This is a genomic window from Photorhabdus sp. P32 (assembly GCF_038085095.1).
Taxonomy (GTDB): domain Bacteria; phylum Pseudomonadota; class Gammaproteobacteria; order Enterobacterales; family Enterobacteriaceae; genus Photorhabdus; species Photorhabdus luminescens.
The window spans coordinates 14376-30849 of record NZ_JAZGJN010000284.1 but is presented as its reverse complement, the minus strand read 5'-3'; the positions used below and the strand labels follow the sequence as shown (position 1 = coordinate 30849).

Genomic DNA, 16474 nt, shown 5'->3' with positions numbered 1-16474 from the left:
TTTTTGACTGACTGTCTATTTATATCTCTTTGGTTATTGGAGATCTTCGGTAAGTGAGTTTTCGTTTTTAATGTCAGTCAGTACACCATTACTGTCAAATATCAGTGTCAGAGTTTGCTGAGTCACTTTTTCGTGCCCAGGCTGTTGACGAAATACATAAAACCACGTTTGAGTCCCAAACGGGTCTTGTAACATTGGTGTTCCTAATGTGTAAGCTACCTGTTGCTGGGTCATTCCCTTGTGGATTTTTGATACACTAGCAGGTGTTAGGTAGTTCCCCTGATTAATGTCAGGGCGATAAACAGCCCGTTCCAGCGTAGAGCAACCCGCAGTCAGCATGACAAATGATACAGCAGCGGCAGTCAACATTTTACAGCGCATGGTAATTACATTCCTTTAGGAGTCAGGGTGTTGATAATAATAGACCTTGACGAGATTGAAAACCTTTACAAGCTGTAGCTATGACCCTAAATATACGCAAAAGTTGTGTCAAATTATGCTGCTAGTAGCTCTTTGGCATTTGCCAGGGTATTTTTTGTCACTTCACTGCCTGCGAGAAGCCGCGCCAGCTCTTGTAATCTGGTTTTTTTATCCAACAACTGCATTTGGGTTTCAGTTTCTTCACCATCAGTCTGTTTACTGACATAAAAATGTTGGTGCCCACAACCGGCTACTTGAGGCAAGTGGGTGACGCACATAACCTGCGTAGATTCGCCTAATTCACGTAACAGACGGCCGACAATTGCGGCTGTGGGGCCGCTGATACCGACATCCACTTCATCGAAAATCAAGGCGGAAGTTTCCATTTTCTTAGCCGTTATAACTTGAATTGCCAGCGCAATACGGGAAAGTTCACCACCTGAAGCGACTTTTGCGAGAGCTTGGTGTGGCTGACCGGGGTTAGTGGTGACGTTAAATTCAACTTTATCTGAACCGTCGGCATTCAGATGTTCAGGTGCAAAAGAGACATCAATGGTAAAGCGACCATGAGGCATAGCAAGCTGATGCATACTGTGAGTAATGAGTTCGCTTAATTCTTTAGCATATTGCTGACGAACCAGATGCAATTTTTCTGCGACTTCCAATGCCTGCTTATGGTGTTGATTAACCTGCTCGCTAAGGTGGGTGCAGTCATCTTCTTGTTGCGCCAACAATTGTTGTTCTTCCAGTAACTGTTGATGCAGTGAAGGAAGTTCTTCCGGTGCAACATGGTGTTTACGGGCCACTCTAATTTGTTGTGAAATTTTTTGTTCCAGTTCAAAGAGACGATTTGGGTCCATATCCAGTTGATCACCGTAATGGCGGAGTTCATCGCTGACTTCATTAATTTGAATGGATGCTTCTTCCAGCATAGTGAGTAACTGATTGAATTTATCGTCCATAGTGATGAGTTCTGCTAGCTCGTGTTTAGCATAATTCAATAGGCTGATAATATTTTGTTCATCGTTATCGCTAAGTAACTGGAGTGCGGTTTGGCTGACAGAGAGCAACTGACCACGGTTTGCTAGCCGTTTATATTCATTATCTTGTTCCTGATATTCATTTGGTTGCGGCGCCAACTCATTGAGCTCTTTTAAGTGATACTCCAGTAACTGTTGACGAGATTGACGTTCAAGCGCCTGTTGTTGGAATCGAGCCAGATCCTGACAGCTTTGGTGCCATTGCTGATATGCCTGTTTCATTTCATTTTGTAGATTGAATTGATTAGCGTAAGTATCGAGCAGCCGTTTTTGGTGACCGTTATTCAATAGTAATTGGTGAGCGTGTTGACCATGAATTTGAATAAGGTGGGTACCTAGTTCACGTAATTGGGAAATTGGTACGGCAGTGCCATTAATAAAGCCTCTGGAGCGGCCATCTGACGTTATTGTGCGGCGTAGTAAGCATTCATTACTGTCATCCAGTTGGTGTGCTTCTAACCATTGACGAGCAGAAGGCGTATCAGAAAGAGAAAAGCGGGCGCAAATATCAGCACGAGAAGCCCCGCTACGCACCATATTGGCCTCGCCACGATTACCCAGACATAAACCTAATGCATCAATTGCGATGGATTTACCCGCGCCGGTTTCACCCGTGATGGCTGTCATACCTGGCTGGAAGTCTATTTCAAGCTCACGAACAATGGCAAAATGGCTAATAGTTAACTGGGTGAGCATCATACTTCTCCTGTGTATAAAAACACCTCTGTATCTTCATACAGTATAAACTGGTTTTTTATACAGTAAAGTAGTGAAGCCTAATTTTTTTAGAACATTTTTTTAGACCAGCTTAGTTTTGTACTTAATGTGTTGAAGTAATTATAGTCTTTAGGGTGAATGAGATTGAGCTTCTGTTTGCTGCGGCTAATAATTACATCTTCTCCATCCTGTATAGGCAGAACTATTTGGCTATCGCAACTAACTTCATAATCATTGCTATTTTGGGAAAATTTCAGCCTGATGCTGCTTTCACTACTGATGACCAATGGCCGGGAAGACAATGTATGTGGGAACATCGGTACCAAGACGATAGCATCCAGATTCGGTGTCAGAATTGGCCCACCCGCGGAAAGCGAGTAAGCTGTGGAACCGGTCGGCGTTGCGATAATCAATCCGTCAGAACGTTGGGAAAAGGCAAATCGTTCATCGATATAGACTTCGAATTCAATCATATGCGCCACTTTCCCTGGATGGAGCACGACTTCGTTGATCGCGGTACTAATACGGGGTTTTTGGCCGTTTCTTCTGACTTGAGCTTCTAGCAGGAAGCGGTGTTCGTTTCGATATTCGCCATCTAATACTTCAGAAAGTTGCTGTAGGGCATTATCAGGATCTAAGTCGGTCAGAAAACCCAGATTGCCTCTGTTAATGCCAATGACTTTAATGTCATAGCGGGAAAGGACTCTGGCAGCCCCTAACATATTGCCGTCACCACCAACAACGACAGCTAAATCAGCTTGTTTACCAATTTCGGTCAGACCACCAGTTTGTGCATTTTTTAAACCAATGTCTTTGGCGACTTGACGATCAATAATGACAGAGTAACCTTTGGATTTTAACCAATGATAAAGCATCTCATGAGTAGCAAGTGCTTCTGGATGGCGAGGATGACCAACAATACCTATGCATTTGAATTTTTTATTCATCGTTGTAATTTCCTGCTAGCAAGAGGTTTTATCCTCACAATACGGTGGGTTCCCTTGAATCCCCAGTTTAGATCCCCATAATAGGCTAAGTAGCGAGATTAATGCCAAATACGCGGAGATATTCATGAGTAGTAAAGAACAAAAAATGCCTGACGAGCAAGTCTCGGAAGATATGGAAGTTGTATCTGAACAGCAAAATAGTGCGGATAAAGCAGAAACATCAGAGACTGAAAGCGTTGTTGAGCCGCGTGTCGCAGAGCTGGAAGAACAGCTCCAGCAGGCGCAACAGCGTGAACGTGATGCCATTTTGCGTGCTAAGGCTGAAGTTGAAAATATCCGTCGTCGTACTGAACAAGATGTGGAAAAAGCCCATAAGTTTGCGTTAGAAAGATTTGCCAATGAACTGTTACCAGTAATTGATAATCTTGAGCGCGCTTTGGAGGCAGTAGATCGTACTAATACCGAAATAGCACCTATGGTTGAAGGCATCGAGCTGACGTTGAAGTCTTTCCTTGGGGCTGTGGGGAAATTTGGTATTGAAGTTGTTGGCGACACAAATATTCCTTTTAATCCTGAAATTCATCAGGCCATGACCATGATGGAATCCGATCAGCATGAACCGAATCATGTGATGATGGTCATGCAGAAAGGGTATACCTTAAATGGTCGTTTGTTGCGCCCGGCAATGGTAGCCGTATCGAAGTAATTTTAGTTCAGTAATAAGTATCAATGCCGCTCCAACAGGGGCGGCATTCTTTTATTGTGGCAACTCTGGTGTCCAGTTAATTGGTGGGATGCCTTGTTTTTCTAGCAATGCATTGGCTGTTGAAAAGTGTTTGCAGCCAAAGAACCCTCTGTGGGCAGATAGCGGCGATGGATGAGGCGCTTTGAGAACATGGTGTTTATTAGCATCAATAAAGTAGCCCTTTTTCTGAGCATGGGAGCCCCAAAGCAGAAAAACGACGCCTGAACGGTGCTCGTTGATAGCCGCAATGACTTTATCAGTGAAAGTTTCCCACCCCAGATTCGCGTGGGAGTGTGCATTACCACGTTCTACGGTGAGTACGGTATTGAGTAATAACACCCCTTGTTTAGCCCAACTGACTAGGCAACCGTGATTTGGATACTGAAAGTCAGGTATATCGGATGTCAGTTCTTTGTACATATTAACCAATGAAGGTGGTGCAGGAATACCCGGTTGTACAGAAAAAGAGAGGCCGTGTGCCTGATTAGGGCCGTGGTAAGGGTCTTGCCCAAGTATTACCACCTTAATATCAGCCAGTTCGGTGTAACGGAATGCATTAAATACATCCTGTTGTGGCGGATAAATGGTTTTACCTGCCTGACGTTCTTGTGCGACATAGGCTAGTGTGTCGAGAAAATAAGGTTGTTTTTTCTCGTCGCCGATTACGTCGTGCCATGTGAGAGATGCGGACATAGCAAATCCTTTTTATATGGTTACCAAATGGATGTTAGCTTACCGATTACAAAATCAGAGGAAAACCTTTAATGCACACTAAAACTAACTTCTTGATAACTATTTCAATGTTGTAAAGTATTTTTGAAAGTTTATCCAAAGAATTGTTTTGTGGTTAGCTGTAAAAATTTATTTAAAACATAAGGTAGCAATATGTTTTATAGTAACTATATGAAATTAACTGTTCTGAATCAATGAGTATCCTCATTTGTATGGGTATATGGGAATTGGACATATTGGCTTGGCCCAATAACTAAGATAAATCATTGATAATTTGGTTTATTGTGTGAGCGTTAGGGATAGAAATGATTACTGGTACTCAATACATAAAAGCCAGATTGTGGTTAAAAATAAGCTGGATCGTTTGAAGTCGTATGAAGCCAAAGCGGTACGTGTTGTAAACGGTCAATTCACCTTGATTCTTTCTTTAGCATAAATAATAGGTAGAAATTCCTGTGTTATCAGAGAGAGGAATCACAGTTGATTAATTGTGTTAACAAATTTTAAACATTTATTTAACTTTGTGGCATTCCCTGCCGATAGATTAATTGAACTAATTAAATCGTCGATTATTTTCAGCTATCTTTAGGGGAATTTTATGAGTTTATCAATTGAAATGAATCTATCAGTCGATTCAAGTTTTCCCGTTTTAAATAATCTTCAAATTGTTACACCGCCTTCTGTTCCAGACCAGAATATTGAAAAAGCGACCACAGAAGTTTTTTCCCTCTCTGAAACAACTAAACAAAGTAATAGAGTCTATCAATCATTAATTAATGAGCAGAATATTAACATTAATTTAAAGTCAATCACAGGAATTAAGTCTGAACAAATTAGTGGTAAGCAATCTCATGAAATTGATTATATGTTGACCTTAATTTCTGATGATGTCTATATACGTACCACGATGGGAATAGGTGATTATGTTCGTCTTTCTGATGGTGAATTATTAAAGGCAGGAATAGAACCGGCAAATTTAAGAGATGAAACAACGGGTTTTCAGGCGGGTATTTATCGGAATGATGATCTCTATATAGTTGCTTTTGTGGGCACTAATGATTTGAAGGATATATTAACTAATTTACGACAAGGTTTTGGATTTGATGAAGCTCAATATCATCAAGCCATTGATTTAGCTCGTACCGCCAGAATGGCATTTGGGGAAAACTTATTATTTACCGGGCACTCTTTGGGAGGGGGATTAGCCGCAACAGCCGCATTATCAGTTGGAAAGCCTGCGGTAATATTTAATTCAGCCGGTGTTTCTGACAATATGATGAAAAATTTGGGTTTTTCACCCCAAGAGGGTAGAGCTATCGCTGAAAATGGATTGGTACGTCATTATGTTGTGGAACATGATTTGCTTGATGTATTACAACAGAAACTGCCGGTATCTCAGCCGATAGGACATAAAATCTTACTGAAATATAATGATAATTCAGGAGAATCAGATCAAGGGTTTCCTCATAATCTGATACGTGGACTAAAAGCACATTCTCTTAAAAAGATGTTGGAATTATTAACGATATACAAACCGTGGTCATCTTTAAATGATGAACCGCAAGAAGAATCTCTAGTCATGCTTAATGCACCTGATCTGAGTGTTTCCGCATAATTAAAGAGAGGCACGATGAAAATTGGCGAAGTAATTGAGCCTGAATCGGAACTGGATTGTCAGCGGAGTGAAGAAAATATAACTCCGTTACAATGGGCTATATTCAATCAGCGAATGGATGATATTAATAATTTGCTGAAAGAGGGCGCTGATCCTACTCAACCTGGTTTACAACAAGAAAGTGTTTTACATACGGCTGCGAAAATTGGCAGCCCTGATTATCTCAAATCTTTATTATCAGTCTCGCCTGATGTAAATATTATGCATCCTGTAACCTTAGCGACACCTTTACATGTTGCGGTTCAGGTAGGGAGAAAAATGCAGGTTGAATTATTGTTGGTCGCTGGCGCTAATCCTAATCAGGCTAATCGGATTGGGGATACTCCGTTACATATTGCAGCCAAAATTAATTCGCCAGAACTGGTGCTGATATTGTTGAAGTCAGGCGCTGATCCTAAATTGCAAAACAAGCAACAATCAACGTTCCAGATGTATCTCAATCTCACACCGCTAAAAGCGCGGAGCAGTGAGATGCAAGCGGAATATGAAAAAGTCAATCATTGGCTGAAAGCTCAGCAAGTTAGCCGATATTATTTGAAATAAGATAAAAACGGGCTATTTGGCCCATTATTTTTCATTCAAAGGTCAATGAATTAAATCAGTAATTGTGGGTTGGAGCATTAGGGGCAACTCACAAATCACCATGTTTTTATCGCATTTTATGAATATTATAGGTAGATTCACATAATAAGCTTGTCTGGATGAGCGTCTTCGTTATTAATGGCGTGATAAGAAATCATTACAGGAACAAGCAAAAAACTATTTCTACAGTATAGTCTTCTTACTCACAAAATATGAAAGGAAAATAACATGTCACTGACCACCATTATTAAAGATACCCCAATATAGGTCTGGATTCTTTTTGCTTTTCTCATCAGGCGCGGGATTAGTGCCTTGAATGATCGTGAAATGCGAATTGATCGCCTTTTCTTATTACCAATAGTATTCTTGGTTTGGGGGTACTCTCTGTTCTCTCGATCAGGATAGTTAACAGGGTTAGTTATTTGAAGAAACATAAAGGGAGGCTTTACGTCATTGCAGCCAACAAAGAGGCAACTTGAAAGATAACGGATATAGTTAAGGTTTTATACCTATCAAAAAAATGGCCTTTAATAACGGTTTAGAGTTTGTGTGTCACGAAATTATTAGCAAAAAATTAAATACAGATATTCACTTCTCTAATCCCTATGCCTCTGGGAAAAAGGGTAAATGAGAATATAAACTGGCTAATTAGGCAATACTTTCCAAGAGGGGCAGATTTTAATAAAGGTTTCTAATCGGGATGGGAGATAAATCTCGTCATAAATTGATTAAATAATCGACTGAAAAAAATGGGATAGCAAAATACCGGATGAATTATTTAAAGAAATAAAAAAACATTTTCTGAGAGCCTATTTACTCATAGAATAATCTTACTATGTGAAACTACATATTATAATTAACGGGCCAACTAGCCCGTTTAAAGATTTACGCATCGCTATTGGCTGGGGCTTACGATTTTGGATTACCAGAAGGTTTACGGCGTTTACCGATATTGTTGTCCAGATGGACGTATCTATATTTGCGGAGAAACAAATGACTTCATTCGCTGAACGAGCATCGCCTTATTCCGAGGCATTACGCTCCTCATCATTCCGGAAATTGCTTATTGGTCAAGGCTTGTCAATGATTGGTGATGCAGTCTGTTTAGCTGCCCTTCCTGTTGCGTTGATTCATGCCAAACTTAGTGGGGAGGTTTTTGGTGTCGTCATGGCTGCGGTAGGATTAGGGACGGTCATTGGGGCTGTCGCTGGAGGTCTGCTAGCAGACAGAAAGTCACCAAAACACATTCTCATTGCGACAGATACTGCCAGAGGGTTGGCGCAAGTTGCTGCAACTATGTTACTTGTGTTAAACGCTCCGTGGTGGGGATTAGTACTTGCCTATTTAATATTTGGTATTGGAATTGGCGTCTCTCGTCCATGCGCTCAAGTTCTGCTTGTAAACTTGCTACCTAAGCAAGCCTTAGTGGCAGGAAATGGAGCCATGAATTTTATAGATAACTTTGTGGCAGTAGTATTTCCTGCCACAGTAGGAGTTATGATCATATTGTGGGAACCAGCATGGGGAATATTGGTTGATGGTATTACGTTTTTCGCAGCAGCTCTTTTTACTGCCCTGATACCCGATATAGGGATTCGTGGTTCCGATGATAAATTCTCTATACGTGAGGTATTGAACGGTATCACAGTCATTACCGGTAACTCTGTATTGTTACTCGGATTTATCGCGACATTGATCCTGAATGTGTTGTGTTTCCCTATTTTCTTAGTCATCGCTCCATACGCAATCAGTGATCGATTCAGCGATACGATGTGGGGGTTTTGTCTGGCAGCTTCGGGAGCTGGTGCATGTATTGGATCTGTTATTACAGTACTGACTGCTGGTCACCAACGTCTAATACGACTTGCCGTAATCTGTGGTTTATTTCTCTGTAGTGCAATGCTTTTATTGGGTATGGGGGGCTTTGCTTGGATGGTCATTCTGGGGGCAATGTTTGTTGGGATTGTTGAAGCATCTTGGCTTACTGGTTGGGCCATTGCTATGCAAACCCTCTCTCCGGAAAAAGACCTTGGAAAAGTTGTAGCGGTAGATACTTTTGTTACCAGTGGCGCGCACCCATTCATTTATCTTGGAGCAGGAATCATCGGTGCAATGGTGGGATATTCTGAAACACTAACATTGACTGCAATTGTCAGTGTTATTGGAATCACTGCCATCGCACTTGCTGCTGTCACTCGAAAAATTTAAAAGGCAATAACATGATTAAATGTAATAATATTCAAGAGCAGGCTATCGATTTGTCCGAACTAATTTTCAAGCAATGGCAAAATGTTTTGACAACTGGTTATTTTGTGCTTGGTGAAGAGGTTTCAAGATTAGAAAAATGGATGTCACAATTAATTTTTGTCGGCGTCCATATATTATTTAGGTATAAATAAGGAAGAATTAAAAATGTACGACGTTATCATTATTGGAGCGGGATTGGTTGGCCTTGGTGTTACAAGAACGTAATCCACAATTACATTTATTAATATTAGATAAAGAAAATAGAGTAGCTGCCCATCAAAGTGGACATAATAGTAATGTTGTCCACTCCGGTATTTATTATTCTCCCGGAAGTTTAAAAGCACGTTTAGTAAAATAAGGAAACCAAGCTATATATAATTAACGGGCCAACCGGCCCGTTTAAAGATTTACGCATCGCTACTGGCTGGGGTTTCTGGTTTTCCATTACCAGAAGGTTTACGGCGTTTACCGATATTTTTGCTATCTCGATGACGTATTTTGACTTTTTTCTTTGATTCTTCCGCTTTCTTTTTCTCTTTGCGTTTAGCCAATACTTTTTTCGAAGGCTTATTGCGGGCTTTGTCACTTGGTGTTTTGGTTGTTGGGCGAAGTTCATCAACCATCCGCGACTTTAGTGGCTCATTCAGATAGCGACTGATTTTGCCTAATAAAGGATGATCATGCGCTTCCACTAAGGTAATTGCAGTACCTTTGCGACCTGCACGAGCTGTTCGGCCAATACGGTGTAGATAAACATCGGCAGTGCGCGGTAAATCGAAATTAAAAACATGGCTGATATCATCAATATCTAATCCACGGGCAGCAACATCCGTTGCAACCAGAACAGTGATACTGCCATCATTCAGGCGTTTAACCGCTTCTGTTCTCTTCGCTTGTACCATTTCCCCTTCAAGGAACCGGGCTTTAATGCCGGCTTGATGCAATTCATCCACAAGTTCGTGTACACGTTCACGTTTGCGAACAAAAATAATGGATTTAGTGACATCGGGTTGTTTTAGTAAATGGCAAAGCAGGGCTGTTTTGTGTGCAAAATCATCTGCACGGTAGTAAAATTGCTGGATTTTTTTGCGTTCACGGCGTGATGGTTCAGCATCAATCTCAACTGGATCTTCCAGTAAGCGTTCAGCAAAATCACGAATGGCTTCCCCTTCCAACGTCGCAGAGAACAGCATGGTCTGCTTACGCCAACGGGTTTCACCCGCTATGGTTTCAATATCGTTGGCAAAACCCATATCCAGCATACGATCGGCTTCATCAAGGATCAGTGTTTCAACTGCCCGGCAATCAAAGTTTTCTTCCTTGATATATTGCAGCAGACGGCCTGTAGTGGCGACGACAATATCTTGATTTTCGCTGAAAATTTCTGCGTGGTTCATATAGGCTACGCCGCCAGTAATGGTTGCGATATCCAAATTGGTATGCGCAGCGAATTCTTTTGCCTGATCTGCCACTTGCATAGCCAGTTCACGGGTAGGCGTCAGGATCAGAATGCGTGGCGGCCCAGATTTTTTGCGTGGAAAATCTAATAAGTGTTGCATAGCGGGCAGCAGGTAAGCTGCGGTTTTGCCGGTACCGGTAGGCGCTGATCCTAGTACATCACGCCCGTCCATTGCTGCTGGAATAGCCGCAGCCTGAATTGCTGTTGGGCGGGAGTAACCTTTATCATTCAGGGCGTCAAGCAGGCGTTCATCAAGCTCAAGTTCAGAAAAGTTTGTTGCAGTCATTATATACCTCTGTTTAGGCCGCCGATTATAAACAGGTTGGGCGTATTGTTCATCTATTAAAGCAGTCAATTAAGGTAGATATACCCGTTATCTTTCAAGTTGCCTCTTTGTTGGCTGCACTCACTCACCCCGGTCACATCGTTATCTATGCTCCCGGGGATTCGCTCCTTTGCCGTCGCGATGCACCTTGAAATCCATAGGGTATAGCTTTTACCGAAACATAATAACCCTTATCCTATGGCGAAATTTTTTGTGCTAAATAGATGCAGGTTATTAATTTGAAACAGGAACGACCTTTACGCCGTGATGGATTTACTTTCAAGCAATTTTTTGTTGGTCATGATCGGTGTGCGATGAAAGTCGGAACTGATGGCGTTTTATTGGGAGCATGGGCGCCAGTGAGTGACAAAAAAACGATTTTAGATATTGGCTGTGGCAGCGGGCTCATTGCGTTGATGCTAGCACAGCGAACGGATGAAAATACCAAAATTGATGCAGTGGAGCTGGATACAGAAGCCGCATTGCAGGCGCAAGATAATGCAGAGCAATCTCCGTGGCAGAAAAAAATAGATGTTTATCAGCAGGATATTGGTGATTTCGCTGAGCAGTATTCACAATGTTATGACTTAATTGTCAGTAATCCACCCTATTTTGAACCGGCTGTTGCTTGTCGAAATGAGGCAAGGGAACAGGCTCGTTATACGGGGTCTCTGACTCACCAGCGGTTATTACAATACGCCGAGACGTTGATTACGCCGGATGGCCTGTTTTGTGTGGTATTGCCATATGCCATTGGCGAGGCATTTGAAATAATGGCATGTCATTTGGGGTGGTTTTCCCATCATCGGGTCAATATCCGCGACAGGCAAGGCAAGCCGTTGCATCGGATGTTATTGGCATTTTCCCGTCAGGAAAAAACTGGCTTAATCAGTGAATTGACTATTCGTCAGCCAGATGGTGCATATACGCAAGAATTTCAGCAATTGGTGACGGATTTCTATCTTTATTATTGAGTTATTAAGAGAACCACGCCGGAGCGTGGTCATGCAGAAGTTTTGCCAGCAAAAATCAGGGTGTCAAAATCGTTGGTTTTGATTCTGGCAGTAAATCGGGATAATCCAGTGTGAAATGCAGACCTCGGCTCTCTTTCCGTTCTAGCGCACAACGCACGATTAATTCAGCCACTTGCACCAGATTGCGTAATTCCAGCAGATTGTTGGAAATCCTAAAATTGGAATAATAATCGTGAATCTCTTGTTGTAGCATATTAATGCGGCGCAGCGCTCGTTCCAGACGTTTGGTTGTGCGCACAATACCGACGTAATCCCACATAAATAGACGTAATTCGTGCCAGTTGTGCTGAATGACGACCTGTTCATCTGAATTGTCAACCCGGCTTTCATCCCAGAAGGGGAGTTGCGGTACTTCTTCTATTGTTTCGATCTGTTGTTGGATATTTTCCGCAGCAGACCAGCCATACACCAGACACTCCAGCAGAGAATTAGATGCCATACGGTTTGCGCCGTGCAGACCTGTATAGCTAACTTCACCGATAGCATATAAGTTGTTGAGGTCAGTATGCCCCTGATGATCGACAATAATACCACCACAGGTGTAATGCGCGGCAGGAACGATGGGAATCGGCTCTTTCGTTAGATCAAAGCCTAGTGTCAGCAATTTTTCATAAATCATCGGAAAGTGCTGGATAATGAAATCCGCTGGTTTATGGCTGATATCCAGAAACATGCAGTCAGCACCAAGGCGTTTCATTTCATGGTCAATCGCTCGTGCTACGATATCTCGAGGCGCTAGTTCAGCACGTTCATCGAAATCAAGCATAAAACGGCTACCATCGGGTCGTTTCAGATATGCGCCTTCGCCTCGCAGGGCTTCCGTCAACAGGAAATTGCGCGCCTGTGGATGAAACAGGCAGGTTGGGTGAAACTGGTTAAATTCCAGATTAGCGATACGGCAGCCTGCGCGCCATGCCATTGCGATGCCATCACCGGATGAGATATCGGGATTTGTCGTATATTGATAAACTTTAGCTGCCCCGCCTGTTGCCAGCACCACGACCTTAGCGCGATAAGTTTCCACCTGTTCTTGCTGACGGTTCCAGATATAAGCGCCGACGACTCGGTTATCGCCATCTAACCGGGCTTTATTCGACGTAATTAAATCCACCACATTGCAGCGTTCTCTCACTGTGATATTCGGATGGGATATCGCTTTATCAACCAGCGTGGTTTCTACTTCTTTACCGGTTGTATCCGCATGATGCAGAATACGGCGATGGCTGTGACCGCCTTCACGGGTCAGATGATATTGTTTTTCTCCATCTTCGCTGGTTTCTGTATCAAACATGACACCTTGATCAATCAACCATTGCACGCAATGACGGGCATTGCTGGTGATAAACTCAACAGCGTTTTTATCGCAAAGCCCTGCGCCGGCGATAAGGGTATCTTCGGCATGGGACTCGATACTGTCTGTTTTATCAAAAACAGCGGCGATACCACCCTGTGCATAATAGGATGCGCCCTCGCTAAGAATACTCTTACTTAATACCGTGACTTGATACTGCGAGGCGAGCCGTAAAGCCAGAGATAGGCCGGCGACGCCGCTGCCAATAATAAGTACATCGCTGTAATGTTGAGAGAATAATGATTGCATAATTGATGATGTATGAATGAAGATGGGTAAAAATCATGTTAGCCTATCAGATATGATCAAAGCTATGATTGCAATAAAATGATGACAAAAATTGAACTTCGCAGAATTTTATTACTCAAAGCCATGCTTGCTCAGGAATAGGACATCATGGTTGGTTCAGTAAATATCAATGTGGAGCTTTGCTTCGGGAGATTAAACCTCGGATGAGCGAGCAGTTAACGGATCAAATGCTGGTCGAGCGAGTGCAGAAAGGTGACCAACAGGCGTTTAACCTACTGGTAGTCAGATATCAGCATAAAGTGGCGAGTCTTTTATCCCGCTATATTCCGCAGGGTGATGTTCCTGACGTTGCTCAGGAAGCATTTATTAAAGCCTATCGGGCATTGGCTTCGTTTCGTGGCGATAGTGCTTTTTATACTTGGTTGTATCGTATAGCAGTAAATACTGCGAAGAATTATCTGACCGCTCAAGGGCGCCGTCCTCCATCCAGTGATTTGGATGCCAGTGACGCAGAAAATTATGAAATTTCGAGTGCATTAAAAGAAATTTCGAACCCTGAGAATTTAATGTTGTCAGAAGAATTGAGGCAGGTGGTTTTCCGTACCATTGAATCTCTTCCCGAAGATTTGCGAATAGCAATAACGCTGAGGGAATTAGATGGGTTAAGCTATGAAGAAATAGCTACCATTATGGGTTGTCCGGTAGGCACGGTTCGTTCCCGTATCTTCCGTGCAAGGGAAGCCATTGATGATAACATTCAACCACTGATTTAAAATTAAAAATAGTGGAACAATACTGAAGGGTACTTTGGCATGCAAAGAGAAAAACTTTCCGCGTTGATGGATGGCGAAACTCTTGATAGTGAAGTCGTTAGTATTTTGTCTAAAGATTCTGTAATGCAGAAACGCTGGGAAAATTACCACTTGATCCGTGACACATTGCGCGGTGATGTGACAGAAGTATTGCATCTGGATATTGCTAGTCGGGTTGCATTGGCGCTTGAAAAAGAGCCGGTTCATTCCACGCTTGGGGCTATTCCTGAATCTCAGCCTCAACCAAAGAGCTGGCGAAAAATGCCATTCTGGCAAAAACTTCGCCCTTGGGCGAGTCAGATGGTTCAAGTGAGTGTTGCAGCTTGTGTTTCGCTGGCAGTATTGGTTGGTGTACAGCAGTACAACAGTCATAGTGCTGAGGATCTTGAATATCAATCTGATACGCCCGCATTTAATACCTTGCCAATGATGGGATCGGCTTCTCCAGTGAGTTTGGGAGTGCCTTCCGGTGATGATGTATTTGGCAATGATCAGCGCATTCAAATGCAGGAACGTAATAAACGTATTAACATCATGCTGCAACAATATGAACTCGATCGCCGTGTGCATTTTAAGCAAAATGACGAACGGGGAATGCCACCACAGGTTGCGATTCCGGTTCCCGGAACGCAATCTTTAGGAACGCAATAGCAGTAATGAAACATATTTGGTTTTCCGTCTGTTTGCTGGCGGGTTGTTTGTTTGCTCCTTTACAAGCCTCGGCGCAGCTTAGCAGCGCTGAGGTTTTGTTGCAGGAGATGGGTAATGCTACTCAGTCTCTGACTTACGAGCTTGCTTTTATTAATCTCAACCAGCAATCTATCGTCTCCGTTCGTTATCGCCACGCCGTTATCAATGATATTCCAATTGCTCAGATTATGCAGATGGATGGTTCTCGTAGGGAGATTGTCCAGCGTGGTAATGAGATCAGTTACTTTGAACCTGGCTTGGATGCTTTCAGCCTTAGCGGTAATCATATTATTGATTATTTACCCGCCGTCATTTTTGCTGACTTCAATCAGTTAAAGAAATACTACAATTTCATTGATGCTGGCCGTACTCACATCGGTGATAGACCTTGTCGGGTTGTACGCATCACTTCCAAAGATGAAGTGCGTTATAATTATATTTTACTGATCGACGAAGAAACTCATTTACCATTACGTATTGATTTACTTGATCGTGATAGTGAGGCGCTTGAGCAATTTAGGGTTGTTTCTTCCACCATCGGTGGGGATATCACTGATGCAATGAGTGTGATTACGCGTTTGAATATGCCGCCAATGTTGGTCATTCCACCGTCAGAGAAAGTTGTATTTAATTGGAAAGTAGGTAAATTGCCGGCTGGTTTCGTTGAGGTTTCGCGTAACCGTCGTAAATTGCCAAATAGTGACTCACTTGAATCCATTATGTTCAGTGATGGCTTGTTTAACTTTTCTGTGAATGTGACTAACACGGATAAAACCGGCAAGTTGGAATATCCTCTCCGTGGTGGGCCCCGAACGATTTATAGTGTGATACGTGGAGCAAATGAGGTAACAATTATTGGTGAATTACCATTGGCGACCGCCAAACATGTCGCCGCTGGCGTCGCTTTTATAGGAGCTGACTGATGGTCAAAGAGTGGGCAACAGTAATTCACTGGCAACAGGGACGGGCGTTATTGCGTTATGGTTCCTCTTCTGGCTGCGGCAGTTGTCAGGCGCGAGCAACATGTGGTTCTTATTTACTCAATAAATTAGGACCTGATGGCATACATCAGCTTGAACTTGAGATTTTACAACCGTTGCAACCGGGGCAAAAAGTAGAAGTTGGGATACCGGAAGGAAGCTTACTACGTTCGGCGTTGTTGGTTTATCTGACTCCACTTATTGGGTTATTCCTTGGCGGCGCACTTTTTCAGTTATGGGTAACCAATCAATTGTGGGTATTTTGTGGTGGTGTTTTAGGCGGCGCGTTAGGATTCTTCTTTGCCCGCAGAATCGCCGCTTACTGGGATAATCGGCAGGAATATCAACCTGTCGTTTTACAAATCGGCTTGCCTCCTGATGTTATTCACATTCAGCATCGAGAATAAATCTATTTTAATCGTCCAAAACGTCTAATAATTCGTACCTTAAAGCCGCAGGCATGACTAGG

The 16474-nt window shown here is 42.7% G+C and carries 15 protein-coding genes and 1 pseudogene; 10 read left to right on the top strand and 6 right to left on the bottom strand.

The annotated features are described in order from the left end of the window. Positions 1-33 precede the first annotated feature (33 nt). From bamE to nadK, 3 genes are all read right to left on the bottom strand, one after another. Positions 34-381 carry an outer membrane protein assembly factor BamE gene (gene bamE / locus V2H77_RS17260; protein WP_341499788.1) on the bottom strand — a complete coding sequence of 116 codons (348 nt, stop codon included), beginning with the start codon at positions 379-381 and terminating at the stop codon, positions 34-36. A 113-nt stretch (positions 382-494) separates the two neighbouring features. Then, positions 495-2156 (bottom strand): DNA repair protein RecN, encoded by a 1662-nt coding sequence (recN, locus tag V2H77_RS17255; RefSeq protein WP_341499830.1) that lies wholly within the window; start codon positions 2154-2156, stop codon positions 495-497. An 89-nt stretch (positions 2157-2245) separates the two neighbouring features. After that, complete coding sequence (gene nadK / locus V2H77_RS17250) at positions 2246-3124, bottom strand: NAD(+) kinase (protein WP_341499787.1); 879 nt, start codon at positions 3122-3124, stop codon at positions 2246-2248. 124 nt (positions 3125-3248) lie between these two features. On the opposite strand from nadK, the gene grpE reads away from it, so the two are divergent. Continuing rightward, on the top strand, positions 3249-3830 hold the full coding sequence (grpE, locus tag V2H77_RS17245) for a nucleotide exchange factor GrpE (RefSeq protein ID WP_341499786.1): 582 nt from the start codon (positions 3249-3251) through the stop codon (positions 3828-3830). A gap of 51 nt (positions 3831-3881) precedes the next feature. Here the strand turns inward: grpE and ung are convergent, their stop codons facing one another. Next, entirely contained in the window at positions 3882-4562 is a 681-nt protein-coding gene (gene ung, locus V2H77_RS17240; RefSeq protein WP_341499785.1) for a uracil-DNA glycosylase, read from the bottom strand. Positions 4563-5199: 637 nt separating this feature from the next. Here ung and V2H77_RS17235 point away from each other — a divergent pair. From V2H77_RS17235 to V2H77_RS17220, 4 genes and pseudogenes are all read left to right on the top strand, one after another. Continuing rightward, positions 5200-6216 (top strand): phospholipase, encoded by a 1017-nt coding sequence (locus V2H77_RS17235; RefSeq protein WP_341499784.1) that lies wholly within the window; start codon positions 5200-5202, stop codon positions 6214-6216. A 15-nt stretch (positions 6217-6231) separates the two neighbouring features. Then, positions 6232-6819, top strand: a complete 588-nt coding sequence (locus V2H77_RS17230; protein ID WP_341499783.1) for an ankyrin repeat domain-containing protein — start codon at positions 6232-6234, stop codon at positions 6817-6819. A gap of 1032 nt (positions 6820-7851) precedes the next feature. Then, entirely contained in the window at positions 7852-9066 is a 1215-nt protein-coding gene (locus tag V2H77_RS17225) for an MFS transporter (RefSeq protein WP_341499782.1), read from the top strand. Between the two features lie 204 nt (positions 9067-9270). Then, positions 9271-9460: pseudogene (locus tag V2H77_RS17220) on the top strand (FAD-dependent oxidoreductase); the annotation flags it as partial. Between the two features lie 52 nt (positions 9461-9512). Here the strand turns inward: V2H77_RS17220 and srmB are convergent. After that, positions 9513-10850: an ATP-dependent RNA helicase SrmB gene (srmB, locus tag V2H77_RS17215; RefSeq protein ID WP_341499781.1), complete on the bottom strand. Its 1338-nt coding sequence runs from the start codon at positions 10848-10850 to the stop codon at positions 9513-9515. A 263-nt stretch (positions 10851-11113) separates the two neighbouring features. Here srmB and trmN point away from each other — a divergent pair, with 263 nt between their 5' ends. Then, positions 11114-11863 carry a tRNA(1)(Val) (adenine(37)-N(6))-methyltransferase TrmN gene (gene trmN, locus V2H77_RS17210; protein ID WP_341499780.1) on the top strand — a complete coding sequence of 250 codons (750 nt, stop codon included), beginning with the start codon at positions 11114-11116 and terminating at the stop codon, positions 11861-11863. A 55-nt stretch (positions 11864-11918) separates the two neighbouring features. Here the strand turns inward: trmN and nadB are convergent, their stop codons facing one another. Next, a complete protein-coding gene (gene nadB / locus V2H77_RS17205) occupies positions 11919-13523 on the bottom strand; it encodes an L-aspartate oxidase (protein ID WP_341499779.1) in 1605 nt (534 codons plus the stop codon). Between the two features lie 203 nt (positions 13524-13726). On the opposite strand from nadB, the gene rpoE reads away from it, so the two are divergent. The 4 genes from rpoE to rseC are packed head-to-tail and all read left to right on the top strand — an operon-like array spanning position 13727 to position 16412. Beyond that, the gene (gene rpoE / locus V2H77_RS17200) at positions 13727-14296 is read left to right on the top strand and encodes an RNA polymerase sigma factor RpoE (protein ID WP_341499778.1); all 570 of its coding nucleotides are present in this window, start codon (positions 13727-13729) and stop codon (positions 14294-14296) included. Between the two features lie 39 nt (positions 14297-14335). Further along, a complete protein-coding gene (rseA, locus tag V2H77_RS17195) occupies positions 14336-14986 on the top strand; it encodes an anti-sigma-E factor RseA (protein ID WP_341499777.1) in 651 nt (216 codons plus the stop codon). Positions 14987-14991: 5 nt separating this feature from the next. After that, positions 14992-15948 (top strand): sigma-E factor regulatory protein RseB, encoded by a 957-nt coding sequence (gene rseB / locus V2H77_RS17190; protein ID WP_341499776.1) that lies wholly within the window; start codon positions 14992-14994, stop codon positions 15946-15948. Beyond that, complete coding sequence (rseC, locus tag V2H77_RS17185) at positions 15948-16412, top strand: SoxR-reducing system protein RseC (RefSeq protein ID WP_341499775.1); 465 nt, start codon at positions 15948-15950, stop codon at positions 16410-16412. The genes rseB and rseC overlap by 1 nt, the downstream gene beginning before the upstream one ends. Positions 16413-16474: the final 62 nt, after the last annotated feature.